A 21,355-nucleotide genomic window follows, 5' to 3' on the forward strand; every position below is an offset into this window, starting at 1 on the left:
TCAGTCGACCGGGAGCGCGGGGCACCCCTCGTCGGACCCGCCGGCGTGCCATCCGCTGCCGTCGGTCACCTCGACGGTGACCGGGGCGGCGGACGGGGCGGTGACCCGGTGGGCCGCCGCGGCCGTGCAGATGACCTGCCGGGTCGCCATGCGGGTCAACGGGCCGGTGCCGAGAGGCAGTCGGAGGGTGAGCCGGTCGCCCCGCACGTCGGCGGTGGGCTCGTCGGTCGGTGTCTGCCATTGCAGGTCGGTGGGTGCGTCGGTCGGCGGCTCGCTGGGGGCCGACGTCGGTGATGCCGGTACCGACCGCCGCCCCCGGATCGCCGTGGTCAGACGCTTCCCCGCCTCCCCGGGCGTCGGCCCGCGCAGCAGCAACCGCACCGCTTCCCCGGCGTCCCCGGGCCACGCGGTCGTGCGCGGGACCGCGACGAGTGTGCCGTCGCGGACGAAGTAGACCGGCGTGACCGGCCTGATCCCGCTCGCGGGCTCACCGGCCTCCACCACGCCGGTCGTGGGGATGTCGCAGGACGCGAGCGCGAGAAGCGCCGGCACCGCGAGCAGCGCGAGGCGGCGTGCGGCCTTCATGACGGGTGCTCCTCGGACAACTCGTCCCGCTGCAAAGGAAGTTCTACGGTGAAGACGGCGCCGCCCGCCGGATGGTTCGCCGCGCGGACGGTGCCGCCGTGGATGCGGACGTTCTCGGCGGTGATCGCCAGGCCGAGGCCACTGCCCTCGGAACGGCTGCGGGCGGTGTCGGACTTGTAGAACCGCTCGAAGACATGCGGCAGGACGTCGTCCGGGATGCCGGGCCCGCTGTCGCGCACCTCGATGACGGCCTCGCGTTCGCCGGAGCCGTGCACGTCCAGGCGTACGCGCACCGGTTCGCTGCCGTGCTTGAGCGCGTTGCCGACCAGGTTGGCGACGACCACGTCGAGGCGCCGCGGGTCCACGCGTCCGCGGGCGGTGTGAGGGGGCGGCAGTTCTGTGTCGACCCTGTCCGACCAGCCGCGGGCGGCGAGCGTGCGCCGGATCGACTCGGCGAGGTCGATCTCGTCGAGGTGCAGCACCGCCGCTCCCGCGTCGAATCTGGACATCTCCATCAAGTCGTCGACGAGTCGGGTGAGTTTGACGGTCTCCTCGCTGATCAGCCGGACCGCGGTGGCCGTGTCGGGGTCCAGCCGGGCGGCGTCCTCGTCCAGGACGTCGGTGACGGCCGACATCGCGGCGAGCGGCGTGCGCAGTTCGTGCGAGACGTCCGCGGCGAAGCGCCGGGCCCGTGCCTCCATCTCGCGCAGTTCCGCCACCGACGTCTCCAGCGCGGCGGCCGTCTCGTTGAACGCGTGGGACAGTTCGGCGAGTTCGTCGGAACCGTTGACGTCGAGCCGGGTGTCGAGGCGGCCCTCGGCCATCCGCCGGGTGGCCTGCCGGAGCGCCCGCACCGGGACGAGCACACCCCGGGCGGCGAACAGCGCGAGCACCACGGCGAGGCCCAGGGCCGGCACCATGGCCCGCTCGACGGCGCTGACCAGGGCGTCGACGGAGGCCTGTTCCGTGGTCTGCGGCACGACGAGGAACACCCGGACGCCGGACGCCAGCCGGGACCCGTCCGGGTCGCCGAAGGTGACCGACATGCCGACGACGAGGGACGTACGGCCGCCCTCGCTCACCCGCTGGAAGACGGTGGCCCGGCTGGTGGCGACGGCCGTGCGGACGGCGGGCGTCAGCTCGGCGAAGCGGTCACCGGGCACGGAGGAGGCGCTCAGCTCCCGGTACGTCACCAGCACCCGCCAGCTGCCCGACGCGTCGGCCGCCGCGACGTCCGTCGCGAACCTCCGCAGCGCCGACTCGCCCGGAGGGTAGGGGAGTTCGGGGGCCCGCTCGCTCAACCGCGCCCGCAACTGCCCGATCACCGCGTCCTGGCTCTGCTGGAGGACTCCGATGCGGGCCTCCCGGAAGGTCAGCGCGCCGGTCGTGGCGGCGGCGACACCGGCGACCAGCCCGAAGGCGACGACGAGGCGCGGCCGCAGCCCGCGCAGTACGCGGCGCTTCACGGGGCGGCGAAGCGGTAGCCGAAACCGCGGACCGTGTGGATGTACCGGGGTGCGCGGGGCGGTTCGGACATCTTCGTGCGCAGCCGCTTGACGCAGGCGTCCACCAGCCGGGCGTCACCGTGGAAGTCGTGCTCCCAGACGGCCTCCAGCAGCTGCTGACGGCTGAACACCCGGCCCGGCGAGGCGGAGAGCGTGAGCAGCAACCGCAGTTCGGAAGGGGCGAGCGCGATCGGTTCGCCACCCAGACTGACCGTCAACCCGGCCCGGTCCACGGACAGTTCACCGTAGGTGTCGATCTTCGGCAGCCCTTCGCCGGCGGGCACACCGCCCGAGCGGCGCAGGACGGCGCGGATGCGGGCGTCGAGCACCCGGGCGGTCACGGGTTTGACGACGTAGTCGTCGGCTCCCGCCTCAAGACCGATGACGATGTCCACCTCGTCGCCGCGGGCCGTGGCCATGACGATCGGCAGCGCCTGGTCGACGGCGCGTATCGCGCGGCAGACGTCGAGTCCGGTCATGCCGGGCAGCATCAGATCGAGGACCACGATGTCCGGCCGGAACGACCGCAGTTGCGCCAGTCCCTCCTCCCCCGTCGAGGCGGCGGCGACATCGTGGTTCTGGCGGCGCAGGGCCAGGGCGACGCCCTCGCGGACGGCACGGTCGTCTTCGATCAACAGCACACGTGGCATGGGCTCAGTATCCACAAGGGCACCACCAGCCACGGGAGTTACCCTTTCGTTATCCGCCGGGCCAGGTCCGATCACATGGCGATCACAACGTGAGTGACCGTGACCAAGCACAAGCGAAAACCCGTCAGCAGCCATCGCCGCAGGGGCTCCGCGCCCGCCCCCGCACGGCGTGGCAGAGGCCGACTGGCGGTCGGACTGGCCGCGTTGACCGTCCTCGGGGCCGTCGGCTGCACGGTGGTGGCATGGCCGCGGTCGGGCCCGCCACCGCGATCCTCGGACAACTCCCTGTCGGAGCCGACCAGACGCCCGTCACCGGCTCCGACTCCGAGCAGCACGCCCCGACCTGAAACCTCCCCGAGCGCCTCGAAGCCCCCTGCCCTCCCCCGGCAAGGTCCCGGAACGTACGTCACGGCACCGGGCGGGAGCGCAAGAGTCGGCGAGGGAACGCCGTTTCGCTACCGGGTCGAGGTGGAGAAGAACATCGACCTGTCCGCCACGGAGACCGCCGAGGCGGTGGACCGCATCCTCGGCGACCCCCGTGGCTGGACCGCCGACGGGCACTCGGCGTTCCAGCGGGTCGCCGACGGCCCCACCGACTTCGTCGTCCGCCTCGCCACGCCCGCGACCGTCGACGCCGTCTGCGGGCAGAGCGGCCTCGACACGGGCGGCAAGTACAACTGCTCGGCGAACGACCAGGTCATGGTCAACCTCGACCGCTGGGTGCTGGCGACCCCGGTCTACGCCAAGGACGTCACCGCCTACCGCGCCCTGATCATCAACCACGAGGTGGGCCACTTCCTCCACCACGGCCATGTCACCTGCCCCGGCAAGGGCAAGCCGGCCCCCGCGATGATGCAGCAGATCAAGGGCATGCACGGCTGCGTCCCCAACGTCTGGCCGTACGACGCCGAGGGCCGGCTCATCACCGGCCCCGCCGCCCCGTGACACCGCGCCCGCCGAGGTCCCCGCTACCTCTGCTGCTTCGCCTCCCCCTGTGCCGCCTGGAGGTCGGCGAGCAGTTCGGCCTGGCCGGCCAGGACGCCGGAGAGGATGGTGCGGGCCACGCGGAGCAGCTCCACGACGTGCGGGCTGGTCAGCGAGTAGTAGACGGTCGAGCCCTCCTTGCGCGTCACGACCAGGTTGGCCCGCCGCAGCACGGCCAGCTGCTGGGAGAGGTGGGCGGGCTCGATGCCGACCTCGGGCAGCATCTCGGCGACGGCGTGCTCGCGCTCGCTCAGCAGTTCCAGGACCCGGATGCGGGCCGGGTGGCCGAGCGTCTTGAAGAACTCGGCCTTCAGTTGGTACAGCGGCGTACTCACCCTGCCGTCGCCTCCCCGGTGCGGCAGCACGGCCCCGTCGGCCGGCCCCCGGCCCCTCGCGTCCACCCACTCGTCACGTCCATGCGCCCCATCCTCGCCTGTGCGCCCGACAGCACCGAATCAGACCCGGTCGCCGGGGTCCGCGCCCCGTCCGCGTCGCCACCGGTCAGCCCGCCGCGCGGGTGAGGCGGAAGCCGGTGACGGTCTTGGGGTGCAGGCGCAGCAGGGTGTCGTGCGGGCCGTGGGTCCAGCCGGCCAGGGTGCGGTGGTGGTGGGCGGCCTCGTCGGGATCGGTGATCACCTCGGCGGGCCCGTGGACGGTGACGGTCCAGCCGGTGCCGTGCACCGCGCGGATCTCGTCCACCTGGTACGTCGCCGTCGCGGCCACCGACTGAGCCGGGACCGGCGTACGGACGACCAGGCGCCCGTACTCCCACACGTGCCGGGCGGGCCGGACCGTCGTCGCGTCCCGGTGGGCGTACACCAGCCGGCCCAGGCTGCTGCCCTCCAGCAGCCACAGGGCCTCCGCGCCGGAGAGCTCGACCATGCGCAGAAGGGGCGGGGGTGTGCTCATCGGGCGGCTTCCTCGCTGGACGTTCGGGACGGGGACGCGGCGCGGGCCGGCAGCAGTCCGGCCGTCTCCAGGTGGTCGCGGGCGGCGCGGATCGCCTCGGGTGTCGTGGCGTACTCCCGGCCCTCGTGTCGCAGCAGCGCCAGCGCGCCCGTGGAGTCGAGGACCTGGCGCTGGCCGGCGCGTATCCCGGAGGCGAGGACGAGGATGCCGCGCCGGTGCAGCCTCTCCACCGCGTCCTTCAGGAGCAGGGCGCCGGTGGCGTCCATGGTCGAGACCCGGGACATGCGCAGGACGACGACCCGGACATCGGCCACCTCGGTCAGTTCCAGCAGGAAGCGGTGGGCGGCGGCGAAGAACAGGGGGCCGTCGATGCGGTACGCCACGATGTGCTCGGCCAGCAGGGCGTGCTCCTCGGCGCTGTGGTCGCCGCGGTCGAGGGGCACCTGGTCGAAGCGGGCCTGCTTGGCCACGGCACGCAGGGCGAGGGCGCCCGCCGCGGCCAGGCCGATGATCACGGCGTACACCAGGTCCAGGACCAGGGTCGCGGCGGCGGTCAGGACGAGGATCAGCGCGTCGGAGCGGGTGGCCTTCGCCATCGCCCGCAGGGAGCCGGTCTCGACCATGCGGACGGCGGTGGCCAGCAGGACGCCGGCGAGCGCGGCGAGCGGGATCTTGGACACGAGCGGTGCCGCCGCGAAGACGATGACGGCGAGGATCGCGGCGTGGGTGAGGGCGGCCAGCCGGGAGCTCGCGCCGGTGCGGACGTTGACGGCGGTGCGGGCGATGGCGCCGGTCGCCGGGACCCCGCCGAACAGCGGGGCGGCGATGTTCGCCAGGCCCTGGCCGAACAGTTCCCGGTCCGGGTCGTGCTTCTGGCCCACCGTCATACCGTCCGCCACCGAGGCCGACAGCAGGGACTCCAGGGCCGCCAGCGCCGCGACCGCCACGGCTGGGGCGAGCAGCGTGCCGAGCGAGGCGAGCTCCAGGAAGGACAGCGAGGGAGCGGGCAGCCCGGACGGCAGGTCGCCGATCGGCCGCGCCGCGTCCAGGCCCACGGCCTGGGCGACCACCGTGGCGGCGACGACCGCGAGGAGGGAGAAGGGGACGGTGGGCCGCCACCTGGCGCCGACGAGCATGACCACCGCGACGCCGGCGGTGAATCCGACGGCGGTCCAGTTCGGGGACTTCGCGAACTCCTCGACCGCCCGCCAGGCCACCACCAGCACCCGGTCGCCCTCGGGCTTGGGCACGCCGAGCGCGTTGGGGATCTGCTGGAGGCCGATGACGCAGGCGATGCCGAGCGTGAACCCCTCGACCACCGGGGCGGGCACGTACTGCATGTACCGGCCGGCCCGCAGCGCGGCCAGGGCGACCAGCATGACGCCGGCCATCAGCCCCACCGTGAGGACGCCCGTCGGACCGTACTCCGCGACGATCGGGACGAGGACCACGGTCATGGCGCCGGTCGGACCCGACACCTGCAGATTCGATCCGCCGAAGACCGCGGCGAGCGCGCCCGCGACCACCGCGGTCGCCAGTCCCGCCGCCGCGCCCAGCCCCGAGGAGACCCCGAAACCGAGGGCCAGCGGCAGCGCCACGATCGCCACGGTCAACCCGGCCAGCAGGTCCCGTCGCGGATCGCGCCGCATCTCGGCGAGGTCGTCCCGACCGGGCAGCAGCGCGCCGATCCGGGCCCGGACGGCCCGGGCGCGGGCCGTCGCGCTCATCGCACGACGACCTTGGCCTCGTACGGCTGATACGGCTGATGTGGCTGGTGCACGACGCCTCGGCTTCCCCTGCGAGCCCCACCCCGGTGGCGGACGCGAAAGGCTGTGCCCGCGGCTACCTGCGAGCACAGCCAACCCAGCATCTAACCAATTGCGAAATTATGCAATTGCGCATCAAGCCATGACGCCCGCGACCCCGCCGGAGAGCGGGCTCGCGCCCCGGGGTGTCAGCCCTTCTTCACCACGCTGGACTTCAGCTGCATCGCCCCGAAGCCGTCGACCTTGCAGTCGATGTCATGCCCGTCGACGCCGTCGACCAGCCGGATGTTGCGCACCTTGGTCCCGGCCTTGATCCCCGAGGGGCTGCCCTTGACCTTGAGCGCCTTGACGACCACCACGGTGTCGCCGTCCTGGAGCACGTTGCCCACGGAGTCCTTGACGACCCGCTCACCGGCACCCGCCTCGGCCTCGGTCGAGGCTTCGGTAGGCACCCACTCATGGCCGCACTCGGGGCACACGATCAGGGCGTTCATCTCGTAGGTGTACTCGCAGGAGCACTTCGGACAGGGGGGAGGATTCTCGATCATCCCGTCAGGGTAGCCACCCACCCCATCGTGCTCATCGGAGGCATCGGTGTTCAGAAATCGACGCACCACCCTCAGGCGCTCACGCTTATCCACCACGGTCCTGGGCCTGCTGGTCCTCGCCGCCGTCGCGGGGTCCGGCACGGGAGCCGCCGCTTCGCCCGCGGCCGGCGCCTCGGTGACCGGCGCGGCCGCCGCCGTCGAATCGCTGGGGGTCGCCGGGACGAGCTGGGTCGTGGACGAACACACCGGGCGGTTACGGGTGTTCGCCGACTCCACGGTCTCGGACACGGACCTGACCAGACTGCGGCGGACCACCGGACGGTTCACCGGCGCCGCGACCCTCGCCCGGCTCGACGGCCGGCTGCGCACCCTCGTGTCGGGCGGTGACGGCATCTACGCGGCCGCCTGGCGCTGCTCGGCCGGGGTCAACGTCCAGAGCGGCAGCACGTACTACTTCGTCACCGCCGGCCACTGCACCGACGGTGCGGCCACCTGGTACACCGGCTCCGCCATGACGACGCCGATCGGCCCGACCACCGCCACCAGCTTCCCCGGCGACGACTTCGGCATCGTCCGTTACACCAACTCGGCCGTACCGCACCCCGGAACCATCGGCACCGTCGACATCACCGGGACCGCCACCGCCTACGTCGGCCAGACCGTCTGCCGCCGGGGAGCGACCACCGGCGTCCACTGCGGCAGGGTCACCGCGCTGAACGCAACCGTCAACTACGGGGGCGGGGAGGTGGTCTACGGGTTGATCCAGACCAACATCTGCGCGGAACCCGGCGACAGCGGCGGCCCGCTCTACGCCGGCGACAAGGTCCTCGGCATCCTCTCGGGCGGCTCCGGGAACTGCACATCGGGCGGGACCACCTACTACCAGCCGATCCAGGAGGCGCTGAACGCCTACGGGCTGTCGGTCTACTGAGCCCCGCGGTCGACGAGCCGCTCCCTCGCCGGGTCGGCGGCGGACGGTCGGCGCCGGGGTGGTGAGCACGGCGAGACAGGCGATGACGAACGCGATCCCGGCCCAGCCGGCGGCCGGGAGGCGCTCACCGACGACCAGGACGGCGAGCACGGCCGCGACCGCCGGTTCGAGGAGGGACAGGGTCGTGGCGGTGCTCGCCGGGACGTGCGCGAGCCCCCAGCCGAACAGCACGTACCCGGCGAACATGGGGACGACGGCCATGTAGGCGCCGACGGCGGCATTGGACCAGGAGCTGACGAGCGCGCCACCGGTCACCAGCAGGACGGGTACGAGGAGCAGCCCGCCGAGCCCGAACACGGCGCCCATCGCCGCGCGGGAGGGGATTCCACGGGTGATGAGCCGGTGCGCGGCCCAGGAGTAGAGGGCGTACGTCGTGGCGGCGACCAGACCCAGGCCGACACCGAGCAGTGTGGCCGTCATCGAGCCGGCGTCCGTGGCGTCGGCGTGGGCGGCCTCGGCGACGCACAGCAGGGTGGTGCCGAGCAGGCCCAGGGCGGCGGCGAGCAGCCAGCGCCGGGTGAGCCGGCGGCGGTCCAGGACGCGTTCGATGACCGCCGAGGCCAGCGGGGCGGTGCCGATGGAGACGACGGTGCCGACGGCGACTCCGGCCAGGTGCATCGAGGTGTAGAAGGCCAGCGGATAGATCGCCACCGAGACCGCGCCGAGGAGCACTGTGCCCCGCCGCGCACGCAGCCGGTCGGCGTCACGGGCGATCCGCGGTGCGGCGACGAGGGCCTGGAGGAGTCCGCCGAGGCCCATCGCGACGGCGCCGATGGCGAGCGGGCCGACCTGGGGGGCCAGGGTGGCGGCCGTGCCGGTCGTTCCCCACAGCACGGAGGCCGCCAGCACGCACAGGGCTCCGGTCATGGCGGAACCGCCGGGTGCGGTGCCCTTCACAGGCGGTCCAGCAGGGCCGCCGCGAGGGTGCGGGCGTGCCGGAGGCGCTCGCCGTCGCCTTCCAGACCGGCGCGGGCCATCGCGCCCTCCAGCAGGAAGGAGAGGTGCTCGGCCGTGGCGTGGGCGGTGTCGGGGCGGTCGGGCAGCAGCTCCTCCAGATGCCCGGCGATCAGGCGCTCGACCTCCTCCTTGTGGGCGCGGACCACGGCTCGGCCCTCGTCCCCGGCCGGGAGTTCGGCGGCGGCGTTGAGCAGCCCGCAGCCGCGGAAGCCGTGTTCGTAGGCGAACGCGGCGTGGTCGGCGTAGGCATCGAAGACCGCCAGCACGCCGGCCCGTGGCCCCTCGGCCCGCTCCAGACGCGCCCGGTACAGCCCGAGCCATTCCTCGTGCCGGGCGTCCAGATAGGCGCGGACCAGGTCGGCCTTGGAGGAGAAGTTGTTGTAGAGGCTCATCTTGGCCACACCGGCGTCGGCGGTGATCGTGTCGATGCCGGTCGCGGCCACGCCGTCGGCGTAGAACCGGCGGGCCGCGGCCGCCAGCAGCCGTTCCCGGGCGGGCCGCCGCCGCGGCTTCCCGGCGGCGCCCGCGTCGGATTCACTCATCACTGGGTCCAAACTAGGTAGGTAGGTCTACCTAGACTGTAGCGGACGGCGCCGCCGCCGGGCCCCTGGTTTCGACCGCCTCAGGAGCCCGCGAGGAATGTGAGGCGCACTTTGCGCTGCGGGTTGTCCTTGTTGGTGTCGACCAGGCACACCGACTGCCACGTCCCGAGTTCCAGCCGCCCGTCGATCACCGGCAGCGTCGCGTGCGGCGGCACGAAGGCCGGGAGGACATGGTCGCGGCCGTGGCCGGGGCTGCCGTGCCGGTGCTGCCAGCGGTCGTCGGCGGGGAGGAGGGTGTGCAGGGCGGAGAGCAGGTCGTCGTCGCTGCCGGCGCCCGTCTCGATGATCGCGATCCCCGCGGTGGCGTGCGGGACGAAGAGGTTGAGGAGGCCGTCCCGGCCGGCGGCGGCCTCGCGCAGGAAGGCCGCGCAGTCGCCGGTGAGGTCGACCACGCGCTCGGTCGATCCGGAGGTGATGTTCAGTACTCGGGTGGTGAACGCATCTGACATACCGCCATCGTCACCCATCCGTCCGGCCGCGAGGGTGATCCGCCGCCCGCCCTGCGATACGGCGGGTCCATTCCGCGAGACGCCATTGACCATGGCCACGCCATCTGGCTACGTTCTGCGGCATGTTGCGTTCAGCCCTGCTCACCACGCGCGGTCACATCGACCTGCTGCGGGTGGCCTCCGCCGCGTGTCGCCGCGGCCGCTGACGCCCTTCACCGCCTCCTCCCTGCTTCTCGCACCCGCGCCACCTCCTGCCCGTCCGCGTTTCTGACGCGGCGGCGCTGCGGCGCACCCCGCTCTCCCCCTCCGTGGAGCACTCATGAGCATCAGCCATGCCCCACCCAGCAAATCTGGGCCGGATATTTCCGATATACCCGGTAAAGACGCCCCGTTGGAGCTCGACCCCCTCGTCCCCACCTCCTCCCGCCGCACCCGCGTCCCCCGCTGGCTGCGCCGCACGACCGGCCCCGTGGTGCTGGTCCTGCTGTGGCAAGTCCTCAGCGCCACCGGCGTGCTGACCTCCGACGTGCTGGCCTCCCCCGGGCGGATCGCCCAGGTCGGGAGCGATCTGATCGCCGACGGCTCGCTGGCCTCCGCCATGGGCACCTCACTCCAGAGGGTCGCGGCGGGACTGCTCCTCGGCACACTCGTCGGCACCGGACTCGCTCTGGTCTCGGGCCTGTTCAGGATCGGTGAGGACCTGGTGGACGCACCCGTCCAGATGCTGCGGACCGTGCCGTTCGTGGGTCTGATCCCGCTGTTCATCATCTGGTTCGGCATCGGCGAGGCACCGAAGATCGCCATCATCACGCTCGGCGTGACCTTCCCGCTCTACCTCAACGTCTACGCCGGAATCCGCGGCGTGGACTCCCAACTCATCGAGGCCGGTGAGTCGTTGGGGCTGTCCAGGTGGGGGCTGGTACGGCACGTCGTACTGCCGGGCGCCCTGCCCGGTGCCCTGACCGGGCTGCGTTACTCCCTCGGCATCGCCTGGCTCGCGCTGGTCTTCGCCGAGCAGGTCAACGCGGACTCCGGGATCGGGTTCCTCATGGTGCAGGCGCGGGACTTCCTGCGGACCGACGTGATCGTGGTCTGCCTGATCGTCTACGCCTTCCTCGGCCTGCTGGCCGACTTCGTCGTCCGCTCCCTCGAAAGGCTGCTGCTGCAATGGCGACCGACGTTCACCGGCCGGTGACCGGACACGCGGCGGTGCGGGTCGAGGGACTGACCCGCTCCTTCGACGACCGCGCCGTCATCGACGATCTCCGACTCGATGTCCGACAGGGCGAGTTCGTGGCTCTCCTCGGCCGCAGCGGCTGCGGCAAGTCCACCCTGCTGCGCATCCTCGCCGGTCTCGACCGGGACATCGAGGGCACCGTCCTGGTGCCGCGCCGCAAGGCCGTCGCGTTCCAGTCGCCCCGGCTGATGCCGTGGAAGAAGGTGTGGCGCAACGTCCTGCTGGGTCTGCCCGGCAAGCCGGGGCGTGGCGTCGCCGACCAGGCGCTGGACGAGGTCGGCCTCGGTCACCGCGCGGACGCCTGGCCCAAGACCCTCTCCGGTGGCGAGGCCCAACGTGCCTCCCTGGCCCGGGCGTTGGTCCGGGAGCCCGATCTCCTGCTGCTCGACGAGCCGTTCGGCGCGCTCGACGCCCTGACCCGCATCAAGGCCCAGCGTCTGGTGGGCGAGTTGTGGCAGCGGCGCGGCTGCGCGGTCCTGCTCGTCACGCACGACGTCGAGGAGGCCGTCCTGCTCGCCGACCGTGTCCTGGTGATGGACGACGGGGTCATCGCCCATGAGCAGCCCATCGACCTCGACCGCCCGCGCGACATCACCGACCCGCGCTTCGCCGAGCTCCGCGCCCAACTGCTGGAACGGCTCGGCGTCGACACCGCCGCCGAAGCCGCCTGAACCACCGCCCCCACCCCATGAACGGAACCGTCATGCGACGACGCCTCGCCCCCGCCGCCCTGCTCCTCCCGCTCGCCCTCCTGCTCACCGCCTGCGGCGGCAGCGCCACCGCAGGCACCGGCTCCGACACCGACGGCCAGGGTTCGCTCACGCTCAACGTCGGTGACCAGAAGGGCGGTTCGGAGGCAATCCTGCGGGCCGCCGGTGAACTCAAGGGTCTCGACTACAAGATCAAGTGGTCCACGTTCACCTCGGGCCCGCCGCTGCTGGAGGCCGTCAACGCCAAGGCCGTCGACATCGGCGGGGTCGGCAACACCCCGCCGGTGTTCGCCGCGGGCGCGGGCTCGAAGATCACGGTCGTGTCCGCCTTCCACGGCACGTCCAAGGGCGACGCCATCCTCGTACCGAACGACTCGAAGCTGACGGCACCCGAGCAGCTGAAGGGCAAGTCCGTTGCCGTGGCGCAGGGTTCGTCCGCCAACTACCAGCTGGTGGCCTCACTGAAGAAGGCCGGGCTGAGCCTGTCCGACGTGAACGTGAAATACCTTCAGCCGGCTGACGCGCTCGCCGCGTTCACGTCCGGCAAGGTGGACGCGTGGGCGGTCTGGGACCCGTACACCTCGCAGGTGCTCCAGGCCAAGCAGGGGCGCATCCTGACCACCGGCGACGGGATCACCAACGGTCTGACGTTCCAGGTGGCGGCGCCCTCCGCCCTGCGGGACAAGAAGAAAGCGGCCGCCATCGAGGACTACCTGGAGCGGCTGCGGCGGGCCACGGCGTGGGTGCACGACCACCAGGAGGAGTGGGCGAAGGTCTGGGCGAAGGACACCGGGCTGCCCTACGAGGTCGCACTGGCCTCGGTCAAGCGGACCAACGCCACCCGGATCTCGGTCGCGGTCGACAAGCCGCTGGTCGCCTCCGAGCAGGAGATCGCCGACACCTTCACCGAGCTGAAGCTGATCCCGAAGAAGGTCGACTTCGCCGACTTCGTGGACACGCGGTTCAACGCCGATCTGCCGCCGTCGACCACGCCGGCGCGCGGCGAGGGCTGAGCCGGGGAAGATCCAGGACCCCGACACGGTTAGTAGAAGGGTGAACAACACTGAGGTCGTCGTCATAGGCGCTGGACAGGCCGGTCTGTCCAGCGCCTATCACCTGCGCCGGACCGGTTACGAGCCCGAGCGCGACTTCGTCGTGCTGGACCACTCCCCCGGCCCGGGCGGCGCCTGGCAGTTCCGGTGGCCCTCGCTGACGTACGGCAAGGTGCACGGGATGCACTCGCTCCCGGGGATGGAGCTCACCGACGCCGATCCCGCGCGGCCGTCCTCCGAGGTGATCAGCGAGTACTTCGCCACGTACGAGCGGACCTTCGACCTGCGGGTGCGGCGGCCCGTGGACGTGCAGGCGGTGCGGGAGGGCGAGGGCGGGCGGCTGCTCGTCGAGACCTCGGCCGGCACCTGGGCGACCCGGGCGCTGATCAACGCGACCGGGACCTGGGACCGGCCCTTCTGGCCGCGCTATCCGGGCCAGGAGACCTTCCGGGGGCGGCAGTTGCACACCGCGCAGTACCCGGGACCCAAGGAGTTCGCGGGGCTGCGGGTCGTGGTCGTGGGCGGCGGCGCGTCCGGCACCCAGCACCTGATGGAGATCGCCCCGTACGCGGCCGCCACCACCTGGGTGACCCGGCGGCCGCCGGTCTTCCGTGAGGGCCCCTTCACCGAGGACGTCGGCCGGGAGGCCGTGGCGATGGTCGAGGAGCGGGTGCGGCAGGGGCTGCCGCCGAAGAGCGTGGTGTCGGTGACCGGGCTGCCGCTCAACGACGCGATCCGGCAGGCCATCGCGGACGGTGTCCTCGACCGGCAGCCGATGTTCGACCGGATCACCCCGGACGGCGTGGCCTGGGACGACGGGCGGCACGTCGACGCCGACGTCATCCTGTGGGCGACCGGATTCCGGGCGTCCATCGACCATCTGGCACCGCTGAAGCTGCGCGAGCCGGGCGGCGGCATCCGCGTCGAGGGCACGCGCGCGGTCGCCGACCCGCGGGTCCACCTCGTCGGCTACGGCCCCTCGGCCAGCACCATCGGCGCCAACCGGGCGGGGCGGGCGGCCGTGCGGGACATCAGGCGGCTGCTGGCCGGGGAGCCGGTCGCCGCCTGACGCCCCGGGACGTCACTTCTTGGGCTGCGCGCTCTTCTTCTGGTTGGCGTTGAACTCGGCCACGTTGCGCAGGTGTTCCTGGTAGTTGGCGGTGAAGCGGGTGTCCCCTGGCTTCACCGTGACGAAGTACAGCCAGTCGCCCGGCGTCGGGGTGATCGCGGCGCGCATCGCCTCCTCGCCCGGGTTGTCGATCGGGGTCGGCGGCAGGCCCATGCGCTGGTACGAGTTGTAGGGGCTGTCGATCCGGGTGTCGGCGTCGGACGTCCTCAGCGTGGAGCGGTTCAGCGCGTAGTTGATGGTGGAGTCCATCTGGAGCGGCATCCCGCGCTCCAGGCGGTTGAAGATGACCCGGGCCACCTTGCCCATGTCGGCCTTGGCTGCGGACTCCGCCTGGACGATGCTCGCGATCGTGACGGCCTGGTAGACGTTCATCGCGTTGCGCTGGGCGCCGGCGGCGATCGGCGCCCCGTTGAACTTCTGGTTCGCGGTGTTGACCATGAACGACAGCAGCGACTCGGGCGTCGTCTTGTCGTTCAGCGGATACGTCGCCGGGAAGAGGTAGCCCTCCGGGTTGCCCTCGGCGTCGTTCGGCAGTTTCAGAGCGGCCCTGGCCAGCGCCTTCTTGGCGGTGCCGGCCGGTCGGGCGAGGGCCTTGTCGACGGCGTCGTACACCTGACTGGAGCGCCAGCCCTCCGGGATCACCAGCGAAGTGGGCTTGGCGTCCTTGTCGCTGTCCAGGCTCAGCAGCGGCACCGCCACGGCGGTGCCGGCCACGACGGCCCCGGTCGCGATGAGGACGAGTCGGCCCCGGCGCGTCAGTCGAATCGTGCTCCGTGACGGAGTGTTCTGGTACATGCGGGCACGGTAACCCTCAGATCGTTACAAACCCGGCATATCTTCAGCTTGTCGGTTCCAGTTGAGCATCCCGGCGTACGAGGGCCGCGTACCGCCCGTCCAGTTCCAGCAGTTCCTCGTGCGTGCCGCGTTCGGCGGTGCGGCCGGCGTCCAGGACCACGATCTGGTCGGCGCCCCGGACCGTGGAGAGCCGGTGCGCGATGGTGAGCGTGGTGCGGTTGGCGGACAGGGCGTCGATGGCCTCCTGGACGGCGCGTTCGGTGCGGTTGTCCAGGGCGCTGGTCGCCTCGTCGAGGATCAGGACCGGCGGATCGCGCAGGATCGTCCGGGCGATGGCCAGCCGCTGCTTCTCGCCGCCGGAGAACCGGTGGCCGCGCTCGCCGACGACCGTGTCGTAGCCGTCGGGCAGGCCCGCGATGTGGTCGTGGATCTGGGCCGCCTTCGCCGCCGCGTGCAGTTCCTCGTCGGTGGCGTCCGGCTTGGCGAAGCGCAGGTTGTCGGCGACCGAGGCGTGGAAGAGGTACGTCTCCTGGGAGACGACGCCGACCGCGCGCGCGAGCGTGTCGAAGTCGAGGTCGCGGACGTCGACGCCGTCGAGGGTGACCCGGCCGCCGGTCACGTCGTAGAGCCGCGGCACCAGGTGGCCCAGGGTGGACTTGCCGGCGCCGGTCGGGCCGACGACCGCGAGACTGCCGCCCGCGGGGACGGTGATGTCGACGCCTGTGAGGGTGGGGGCGCTCTTCTCGTCGTACCGGAACTCGACGTTTTCGAACCGGACCTCGCCCTTGACGGTGTCCAGGTGGACGGGGTGTTCGCGCTCGGTGATGTCTATCGGCAGGTCGAGGTACTCGAAGATGCGCTGGAACAGGGCGAGGGAGGCCTGTATCTGGACGCCGGTGCCGAGCAGGCTGACCGCCGGGCGGAACAGGCCCTGCTGGAGGGAGACGAAGGCGACGATGGTGCCGATCGAGACGTCGGGGCCGCCCATCTGGAGGGCGAGGCCGGCGGTCCAGTAGATGACGGCGGGCATGGCGGCCATGACGATCGTGATGACGGCCATGCGCCAGCGGCCCGCCATGTTCGACCGCACTTCGAGGTCGACCAGGCGCTCGGACTCCTCCGAGAAGGACTGCGTCAGCGAGTCGGAGCGGCCCATGGTGCGGCCGAGGAGGATGCCGCTGACCGAGAGGGACTCGGTGACGGTGGCGGCCATCGCGGCCATCTGCTTCTGGCGCTGGGTGGTGATCTTCTTGCGTTCGTTGCCGACCCGGCGGCTGATCCACACGAAGACGGGGAGCAGGAGCAGCGAGACGACGGTCAGTCGCCAGTCGAGGGCAACCATCGCGACGATCGTGGCGACGACGCTGGTGGCGTTGGAGACCAGCGAGGTCGCGGTGGAGGTGACGGTGGCCTGCATGCCGCCGATGTCGTTGGCGATGCGGGACTGGACCTCGCCGGTCCGGGTGCGCGTGAAGAACGCCAGCGACATGCGCTGGAGGCGGTCGTAGACGGCGGTGCGCAGGTCGTGCATGACGCGCTGGCCGACCGTGGTGGAGATCAGGGTCTGCAGGACACCGAAGACGCTGGTCAGCACGGCGCTGAGGATCATGCCGAGCGCCAGCAGGCTGAGCAGGCCGGTGCGGCCCTCGGGGATCGCGACGTCCAGCGTCTCCTTCAGCATGAAGGGCGTGGCGACGGAGACCAGCGAGGCGGCGCCGACCAGCAGGCCGACGACGGCGAGGCGGCTGCGGTAGGGGCGGAAGAGTTTCAGGATGCGGCGGACCTGCCGGGGCTGCTCCGCGGATTCGGAGTCGCCGAGCGGCGTCCATTTGGGGGCGTTGTCGGGGTGCATGGGCTCCTTCGGAGGCTTGTCGCAGGGGACTCACGGACCTTAGCTCATTGTTACCTATACTCACAATGCACATGGTCCTGTTATTGTTCCCATATGACCACCCCCGATTCCGACGGCTTGCTCGCCGAGCAGCTGCTCCGGTTCACCCGCCGTGTGCACCGCATCCAGAAGCGGCACATCGAGCAGAGCGGTCTGGGCGTCACACCGGCCCAGTCGCGGTTGCTGCGCACCCTCGCGCACTACGGCTCGCCGCCGCGGATGGCCGATCTCGCCGAGCGGCTCGAGGTGGTGCCGCGTGCGGTGACGTCGTTGGTCGACGGCCTTGAGGGGAGCGGCAAGGTGCGGCGGGTGCCGGATCCCGCGAACCGGCGGGTGATCCGGATCGAGCTGACGGACGACGGGCGCAAGGCGCTGCGCGAGCTGCGGGAGGCGCGGAGGTCGGCTGCGGCGGAGATTCTGGCGCCGCTGACGGAGAAGGAGCGCGCGGTGCTGGGCGTGTTGCTGGACACGCTGGTGGACGGGGACGTTCCTGAGGCGGGGAAGCGCTGTTGAGGGCATGAGGAAGGGCCGCGGCTGGTCGCCGCGGCCCCTTTTGTTGTGGGTGAGGTCAGCCGGCCTCGGTGACGGTCTCCTTGGTCGGCTGAGCGGGGGCCTCGGGAGCGGTGGCCTTCTCGGCCTCACCGGCGGGAGCCTCGGGAGTGGTTTCCTGAGCCTCTTCGACCTCGCCGTCCAGCACCCTCCTCGCCTTCTCCAGATCCAGCGCCCCCTCCCACCGGGACACCGCGAACACCGCGACGCAGTTGCCGAGCAGGTTCGTCACGACGCGCATCGAGTCCATGATCCGGTCCACGCCCAGCAGCAGCGCCACCGCACCGGCCGGGATCGCGCCCAGCGAGGACGCGGTCGCGGACAGGGCGAGGAAGGCCGAACCGGGGATGCCGGCCATGCCCTTGCTGGTGAGCATCAGCACGAGGACCACGGTGATCTGCTGGCCGAGGCTGAGGTCGACGCCGACCGCCTGGGCGATGAACAGCGTGCCGATGGACAGGTAGAGCGAGGCGCCGTCGAGGTTGAAGGAGTAACCGGTCGGCAGCACCAGACCCACGGCGTCGTCACGAGCGCCCGCCTTGCGCAGCTTCTGCATGACACGCGGCATGACCGACTCGGTGGACGCGGTGCCGAGCGCGAGCAGCATCTCGGCGCGGATGTAGCGCAGGAACTTCCAGAGGCTGAGCCCGGTGACCATGCGCAGGGCGACGGCGAGCAGAGCGATGAAGAACGCGGCGGCCGCGTAGCACAGGACGATCAGCTTGGCGTACGTCTCGATGACGCCGAGCCCGTACTGCCCGATCAGGACGGCCATCGCGCCGAAGACCGCGATCGGGGCGAGCCGCATGATGAAGCCGACGACCGCGAAGATGATCTCCTGGGCCTGCTCGACGGCGGGCAGCACCTTGGGCACCTTGGTGTGGCCGAGGTGGAGCAGCGCGGCGCCCACCAGGCAGGCCAGGATGAGCACTTGGAGGAGCTCGTTCTCGGCGAACGCGCCGATGAAACTGGTCGGGATCGCGTTGACGATGAACTCGGTCGTCGAGGGCAGCGAGCCCCCGCCGGTCTTCGCGTCGACGGCCGAGGCGTCGAGCGTCGAGGGGTCGACGTGCATGCCGGAGCCGGGCTGGACGACGTTGGCGGCGAGCAGGCCGATGACCAGTGCGAGCGTGCTCGCCACCTCGAACCAGATCAGGGCCTTGAGCCCGATCCGGCCGAACGCCTTGAGGTCACCGGCCTTGGCGATGCCGACGACGACCACGCAGAACACGAGCGGGGAGATGATCGTCTTGATGAGCCGGGTGAAGCCGTCGCCGAGCGGCTGGAGGTCGGCGGCGAAGCCGGGCCAGAGCTTTCCGACAACGATGCCGAGGACCAGCGCACAGAGGACCTGGACGAAGAGAGAGGTACGCAGTATGTGTGCGACGCGTCGCGGCAGGGACGGGACGGACGGCGGCACGGGCACTCCTTGTGGGGGACGTGGGCGCACAGAAGTCCATGGGGGAAACTTCTGCGATACGGAAAGCGGCTTCCGTGTCGATCACTTTGACCGCGCCGTTGATCTCCCACAAGACCGCCGTGTTTCGGCCGCGTAAATGACGCCTTGAGTGACGCATCGCACACAACTCCCGTCAGCAGCCCGCGCGATCCTCGGTGAGCACCCCCTGGACGCTGGTCAGCGAACGGTCGTAGCAGCGGCCCGGGCTCTCCAGCCGGTAGTGCTCGCTCGTCGTGCCGACGGCGTGCCGTTGGTCGCGCGGGACGTTGAGGGTCCAGGTGGCGTCGCCGGTGTAGGTGTCGTCGAGGCGCTGCCGCAGCCGTCCGTCCGCGACGACCGAGGCGCGGTCCCCGAGCGTCAGCACGGTCCGCAGCCGGTCGTCCGCGCCGATCGTCGTGGTGCCGTCCATCGTGTACGTCCGTTGCGTGCGCGTGGTGTGCGCCGGGCCGCGTCCGTCGACGGTGACCGACTCGGTGTCCGTCCAGGTCGCGTCGAGTCCGTCGAGGTTCTCGCCCTCGGTCCAGCGGTGCGTGGAGGTGTTCGTCAGCGACCGGCGGACGGTGGTGGCGACGCGGCCGTGCGAGGTGTCGACGTATCCGGCGACGGTGAGCCGATGGGCGCCCTCGGTGTCCAGGCGGTGCTCCGAACCGGGCGTGTGCGCCGAGGAGTTGGTGAGGTCGCCGACGGTGTGCGTGGTGAGCTTTCCGGTGACGTGCGCGCTCTTGGCATCCTGCCAGACGGCGACGTTCACGGGCGCGCTCCAACCGCTCTGTCCTTCGGGGACGCCGACGACATCGACCTGGAGGCGATGCGGCTTGCCGTCGTTGAGGAGACCGGCGAACGGTGTCAGGTCGTATTCGATCGGCTTGACGTCGAAGGCGCGCGGTCCCGGAATGACGTACCAGAGGAAGGGATTGGACCAGCCACCGGTCCACACGTGCGGGAACGGGGCGGCGATTCCGGCGAGTTGGCCGTCGACCTTGATCTGCACCTCGCGGTAGGGGCCGCCGGCCGCTTTGCAGGAGTACGGCGCCTCGTCGGGCACCGTCAGATACCAGTACTCCTCGCACCCGCCGCCGGACCCGGTGGCGTACACCTCGGCGACGATGCGTTCGCTGTTGCGCGGGGTGGTGACGGTGCCGTCGGTGAGGGGCAGAACCCGGTCGGGGGTCTTGGTCGCGTCCGGCCGGCCCGCGTAGAACGTCAGCGTGACCTTGACGTCGATGACACCCGTGTACGTGTCGTCGACGACGTTGCCGATGAGCATCTCGACGTCCTGGGCGGAGCGGAGGGTGTCGCTGTAGTGCGTGACGTCCTTCTCGACCGACCACTCGATCCCGTCGGGCGACGGCTCCGGAGTCGACGTACGGAAGATCTCGATCCCGCCGACGCGCAGATAGCCGAGCCGGTCGTACTGACGGCCCTTCACCTTGCCGTCCATCCGCAGGACGACCTTGCTCCAGCGGTCGCCGCAGCCGTCGGGAGGTGTGTAACTCCCCTTGTACGGCGTGAAGTCGCGGAACTGGGCTTCCGCGAGGGTGCCTTGGCAGGACTTGCCGGAAGGCTTGGTGACCGGCGGGGCAGCGGTGATCGGGTCGTGCCAGTCGCTGCCGAACTCGGCCGGTACGTCGGCGGATCGGGCCGGAGCCGCTCCCAGGAGGGTGCTCGCGAGGAGGGTCGCCCCGGCGAGCATGGACATGATGAGCCGTCTCTTCATGGCCGGTGTTCTACGGCGAGTCGGGCGCCCCGCGCAATGACGCCTCCCACGTGAGTACTAGCCGGCCAGGTCGGCCCTGTCCCCCATCACCACCACAGGATGCCGGTCCGGGTCGAGTGTGCGCAGCAGGTACTCCATCGCGGACCTGGACAGGCTGACGCAGGCCGACGTGCCGCTGCCGTGGTCCATGTGCAGCCAGATCCCACCGCCCTTGCCGTCGCCCTCGGGACGGGTCGGGTCGTTCGGCGGGGTGCCCCTGACGCGGTTGTAGTCGATGGCGATGACGTAGTCGAAGTCGTGCCAGTGCGACTTCGCCCACCAGCGCGGGGCCGTGAAGGCGGCGGACCGCGTGTACGGGAGTTTCGAACCCGGGTTCGTCAGCACGCCGCCCGCGTCGGTGAGCGTGAACACGCCCACGGGGCTGCGTTTGTCGCCCTCGTGGTGGTCGGTCGTCCAGCCCTTCTTGCCGTTGTGCGCGGGCCAACTGCGCGTGCGGTCCCAGCCGGTGCCCCGCTTCGTGTAGAGCACGACCGTGGAGTCCGGCGCGTCGACGCCGTCGCCGTAGACCGCGACGACCTGGCGGGCGTCGGCGCGGATGCGGCGCTGGAAGCGGTCACCGAGGTCGGGGATGCCGGTCGGGGCCGCGGTCGTGACGCGGGCCTGCGGTTTCGCCGGTGGTTCGGCGTCCCTCGGCCCCGCGCAGGCGGCCAGGGTCAGGGCCAGGGAGCCGCAGAGCATCGCACGCCGTACATCGATCGCCACCCCGCCATGGTCCCACCCGGCCGCGCGGAAAACCGGTTGCTTCCGACCACGCAATGACGCGAACCTTTCACGGTTTGCTACCGCCGTCCGCGGTCCCACCCACCCCCC

Annotated in this window: 21 protein-coding genes and 2 pseudogenes; 8 read left to right on the forward strand and 15 right to left on the reverse strand. The window is 71.4% G+C overall.

Translation table 11 applies throughout. The annotated features are described in order from the left end of the window. The 3 genes from IQ210_RS06640 to IQ210_RS06650 are packed head-to-tail and all read right to left on the reverse strand — an operon-like array spanning position 1 to position 2,740. Positions 1-585 carry a hypothetical protein gene (locus tag IQ210_RS06640; RefSeq protein WP_194077897.1) on the reverse strand — a complete coding sequence of 195 codons (585 nt, stop codon included), beginning with the start codon at positions 583-585 and terminating at the stop codon, positions 1-3. Beyond that, on the reverse strand, positions 582-2,051 hold the full coding sequence (locus IQ210_RS06645) for a sensor histidine kinase (protein ID WP_322656320.1): 1,470 nt from the start codon (positions 2,049-2,051) through the stop codon (positions 582-584). Before IQ210_RS06645 ends, IQ210_RS06640 begins: the two co-directional genes overlap by 4 nt. Then, positions 2,048-2,740, reverse strand: coding sequence for a response regulator transcription factor (locus IQ210_RS06650; RefSeq protein ID WP_194077898.1), 693 nt, complete (start codon positions 2,738-2,740; stop codon positions 2,048-2,050). Before IQ210_RS06650 ends, IQ210_RS06645 begins: the two co-directional genes overlap by 4 nt. A gap of 390 nt (positions 2,741-3,130) precedes the next feature. On the opposite strand from IQ210_RS06650, the pseudogene IQ210_RS06655 reads away from it, so the two are divergent. After that, positions 3,131-3,685, forward strand: a pseudogene (locus tag IQ210_RS06655) (DUF3152 domain-containing protein); the annotation flags it as partial. A 23-nt stretch (positions 3,686-3,708) separates the two neighbouring features. Here the strand turns inward: IQ210_RS06655 and IQ210_RS06660 are convergent. From IQ210_RS06660 to IQ210_RS06675, 4 genes are all read right to left on the reverse strand, one after another. Next, a complete protein-coding gene (locus tag IQ210_RS06660) occupies positions 3,709-4,059 on the reverse strand; it encodes an ArsR/SmtB family transcription factor (protein WP_194077899.1) in 351 nt (116 codons plus the stop codon). 166 nt (positions 4,060-4,225) lie between these two features. Beyond that, positions 4,226-4,633 (reverse strand): pyridoxamine 5'-phosphate oxidase family protein, encoded by a 408-nt coding sequence (locus IQ210_RS06665; RefSeq protein WP_194077900.1) that lies wholly within the window; start codon positions 4,631-4,633, stop codon positions 4,226-4,228. Further along, positions 4,630-6,360 carry a SulP family inorganic anion transporter gene (locus IQ210_RS06670; RefSeq protein WP_194077901.1) on the reverse strand — a complete coding sequence of 577 codons (1,731 nt, stop codon included), beginning with the start codon at positions 6,358-6,360 and terminating at the stop codon, positions 4,630-4,632. The genes IQ210_RS06665 and IQ210_RS06670 overlap by 4 nt, the downstream gene beginning before the upstream one ends. Positions 6,361-6,587: 227 nt before the next feature. Then, positions 6,588-6,947, reverse strand: a complete 360-nt coding sequence (locus tag IQ210_RS06675; RefSeq protein WP_228047065.1) for a zinc ribbon domain-containing protein YjdM — start codon at positions 6,945-6,947, stop codon at positions 6,588-6,590. Positions 6,948-6,993: 46 nt separating this feature from the next. Here IQ210_RS06675 and IQ210_RS06680 point away from each other — a divergent pair, with 46 nt between their 5' ends. Next, on the forward strand, positions 6,994-7,878 hold the full coding sequence (locus tag IQ210_RS06680; RefSeq protein ID WP_194077902.1) for a S1 family peptidase: 885 nt from the start codon (positions 6,994-6,996) through the stop codon (positions 7,876-7,878). A 120-nt stretch (positions 7,879-7,998) separates the two neighbouring features. Here the strand turns inward: IQ210_RS06680 and IQ210_RS06685 are convergent. The 3 genes and pseudogenes from IQ210_RS06685 to IQ210_RS06695 form a co-directional block, all read right to left on the reverse strand. Continuing rightward, positions 7,999-8,805: pseudogene (locus tag IQ210_RS06685) on the reverse strand (EamA family transporter); the annotation flags it as partial. A 26-nt stretch (positions 8,806-8,831) separates the two neighbouring features. Next, the gene (locus IQ210_RS06690; protein WP_194077903.1) at positions 8,832-9,437 is read right to left on the reverse strand and encodes a TetR/AcrR family transcriptional regulator; all 606 of its coding nucleotides are present in this window, start codon (positions 9,435-9,437) and stop codon (positions 8,832-8,834) included. 80 nt (positions 9,438-9,517) lie between these two features. Beyond that, the gene (locus tag IQ210_RS06695; RefSeq protein WP_079309552.1) at positions 9,518-9,946 is read right to left on the reverse strand and encodes a YjbQ family protein; all 429 of its coding nucleotides are present in this window, start codon (positions 9,944-9,946) and stop codon (positions 9,518-9,520) included. 122 nt (positions 9,947-10,068) lie between these two features. Here IQ210_RS06695 and IQ210_RS48450 point away from each other — a divergent pair, with 122 nt between their 5' ends. The 5 genes from IQ210_RS48450 to IQ210_RS06715 all read left to right on the forward strand — a co-directional run bounded on the left by IQ210_RS48450 (position 10,069) and on the right by IQ210_RS06715 (position 14,014). After that, positions 10,069-10,152: a putative leader peptide gene (locus IQ210_RS48450; protein WP_313884353.1), complete on the forward strand. Its 84-nt coding sequence runs from the start codon at positions 10,069-10,071 to the stop codon at positions 10,150-10,152. Positions 10,153-10,265: 113 nt separating this feature from the next. Next, entirely contained in the window at positions 10,266-11,141 is an 876-nt protein-coding gene (locus IQ210_RS06700; RefSeq protein ID WP_194077904.1) for an ABC transporter permease, read from the forward strand. Further along, complete coding sequence (locus IQ210_RS06705) at positions 11,114-11,854, forward strand: ABC transporter ATP-binding protein (protein ID WP_194077905.1); 741 nt, start codon at positions 11,114-11,116, stop codon at positions 11,852-11,854. The genes IQ210_RS06700 and IQ210_RS06705 overlap by 28 nt, the downstream gene beginning before the upstream one ends. Positions 11,855-11,886: 32 nt before the next feature. Next, positions 11,887-12,906, forward strand: coding sequence for an ABC transporter substrate-binding protein (locus tag IQ210_RS06710; RefSeq protein WP_194077906.1), 1,020 nt, complete (start codon positions 11,887-11,889; stop codon positions 12,904-12,906). A 40-nt stretch (positions 12,907-12,946) separates the two neighbouring features. Continuing rightward, positions 12,947-14,014: an NAD(P)-binding domain-containing protein gene (locus tag IQ210_RS06715; RefSeq protein ID WP_194077907.1), complete on the forward strand. Its 1,068-nt coding sequence runs from the start codon at positions 12,947-12,949 to the stop codon at positions 14,012-14,014. Between the two features lie 12 nt (positions 14,015-14,026). On the opposite strand, the gene mltG is transcribed toward IQ210_RS06715, so the two are convergent. Then, positions 14,027-14,869 carry an endolytic transglycosylase MltG gene (mltG, locus tag IQ210_RS06720; protein ID WP_194077908.1) on the reverse strand — a complete coding sequence of 281 codons (843 nt, stop codon included), beginning with the start codon at positions 14,867-14,869 and terminating at the stop codon, positions 14,027-14,029. Between the two features lie 43 nt (positions 14,870-14,912). Beyond that, positions 14,913-16,721, reverse strand: a complete 1,809-nt coding sequence (locus IQ210_RS06725) for an ABC transporter ATP-binding protein (protein ID WP_194077909.1) — start codon at positions 16,719-16,721, stop codon at positions 14,913-14,915. A 93-nt stretch (positions 16,722-16,814) separates the two neighbouring features. On the opposite strand from IQ210_RS06725, the gene IQ210_RS06730 reads away from it, so the two are divergent. Continuing rightward, positions 16,815-17,273, forward strand: a complete 459-nt coding sequence (locus IQ210_RS06730; protein WP_194077910.1) for a MarR family winged helix-turn-helix transcriptional regulator — start codon at positions 16,815-16,817, stop codon at positions 17,271-17,273. Between the two features lie 55 nt (positions 17,274-17,328). Here IQ210_RS06730 and IQ210_RS06735 read toward each other — a convergent pair whose 3' ends face one another. The 3 genes from IQ210_RS06735 to IQ210_RS06745 form a co-directional block, all read right to left on the reverse strand. Beyond that, positions 17,329-18,729 carry a cation:dicarboxylate symporter family transporter gene (locus tag IQ210_RS06735; RefSeq protein ID WP_194077911.1) on the reverse strand — a complete coding sequence of 467 codons (1,401 nt, stop codon included), beginning with the start codon at positions 18,727-18,729 and terminating at the stop codon, positions 17,329-17,331. A 172-nt stretch (positions 18,730-18,901) separates the two neighbouring features. Then, positions 18,902-20,485, reverse strand: a complete 1,584-nt coding sequence (locus IQ210_RS06740; RefSeq protein ID WP_194077912.1) for a peptide-N4-asparagine amidase — start codon at positions 20,483-20,485, stop codon at positions 18,902-18,904. Positions 20,486-20,542: 57 nt separating this feature from the next. Further along, entirely contained in the window at positions 20,543-21,223 is a 681-nt protein-coding gene (locus tag IQ210_RS06745; RefSeq protein ID WP_194078210.1) for a L,D-transpeptidase family protein, read from the reverse strand. Positions 21,224-21,355 lie beyond the last annotated feature (132 nt).

Source organism: Streptomyces justiciae (assembly GCF_015163075.1).
In the GTDB taxonomy this organism is placed as follows: domain Bacteria; phylum Actinomycetota; class Actinomycetes; order Streptomycetales; family Streptomycetaceae; genus Streptomyces; species Streptomyces justiciae.

Coding starts and splice junctions, on each gene's coding strand:
- IQ210_RS06675 (WP_228047065.1), bottom strand. CDS start 6,947: ATGATCGAGAATCCTCCCCCCTGTCCGAAGTGCTCCTGCGAGTACACC.
- IQ210_RS06745 (WP_194078210.1), bottom strand. CDS start 21,223: ATGCTCTGCGGCTCCCTGGCCCTGACCCTGGCCGCCTGCGCGGGGCCG.
- IQ210_RS06740 (WP_194077912.1), bottom strand. CDS start 20,485: ATGAAGAGACGGCTCATCATGTCCATGCTCGCCGGGGCGACCCTCCTC.
- IQ210_RS06700 (WP_194077904.1), top strand. CDS start 10,266: ATGAGCATCAGCCATGCCCCACCCAGCAAATCTGGGCCGGATATTTCC.
- IQ210_RS06730 (WP_194077910.1), top strand. CDS start 16,815: ATGACCACCCCCGATTCCGACGGCTTGCTCGCCGAGCAGCTGCTCCGG.
- IQ210_RS06710 (WP_194077906.1), top strand. CDS start 11,887: ATGCGACGACGCCTCGCCCCCGCCGCCCTGCTCCTCCCGCTCGCCCTC.
- mltG (WP_194077908.1), bottom strand. CDS start 14,869: ATGTACCAGAACACTCCGTCACGGAGCACGATTCGACTGACGCGCCGG.
- IQ210_RS06665 (WP_194077900.1), bottom strand. CDS start 4,633: ATGAGCACACCCCCGCCCCTTCTGCGCATGGTCGAGCTCTCCGGCGCG.
- IQ210_RS06705 (WP_194077905.1), top strand. CDS start 11,114: ATGGCGACCGACGTTCACCGGCCGGTGACCGGACACGCGGCGGTGCGG.
- IQ210_RS06670 (WP_194077901.1), bottom strand. CDS start 6,360: ATGAGCGCGACGGCCCGCGCCCGGGCCGTCCGGGCCCGGATCGGCGCG.
- IQ210_RS06725 (WP_194077909.1), bottom strand. CDS start 16,721: ATGCACCCCGACAACGCCCCCAAATGGACGCCGCTCGGCGACTCCGAA.
- IQ210_RS06690 (WP_194077903.1), bottom strand. CDS start 9,437: ATGAGTGAATCCGACGCGGGCGCCGCCGGGAAGCCGCGGCGGCGGCCC.
- IQ210_RS48450 (WP_313884353.1), top strand. CDS start 10,069: ATGTTGCGTTCAGCCCTGCTCACCACGCGCGGTCACATCGACCTGCTG.
- IQ210_RS06695 (WP_079309552.1), bottom strand. CDS start 9,946: ATGTCAGATGCGTTCACCACCCGAGTACTGAACATCACCTCCGGATCG.
- IQ210_RS06650 (WP_194077898.1), bottom strand. CDS start 2,740: ATGCCACGTGTGCTGTTGATCGAAGACGACCGTGCCGTCCGCGAGGGC.
- IQ210_RS06640 (WP_194077897.1), bottom strand. CDS start 585: ATGAAGGCCGCACGCCGCCTCGCGCTGCTCGCGGTGCCGGCGCTTCTC.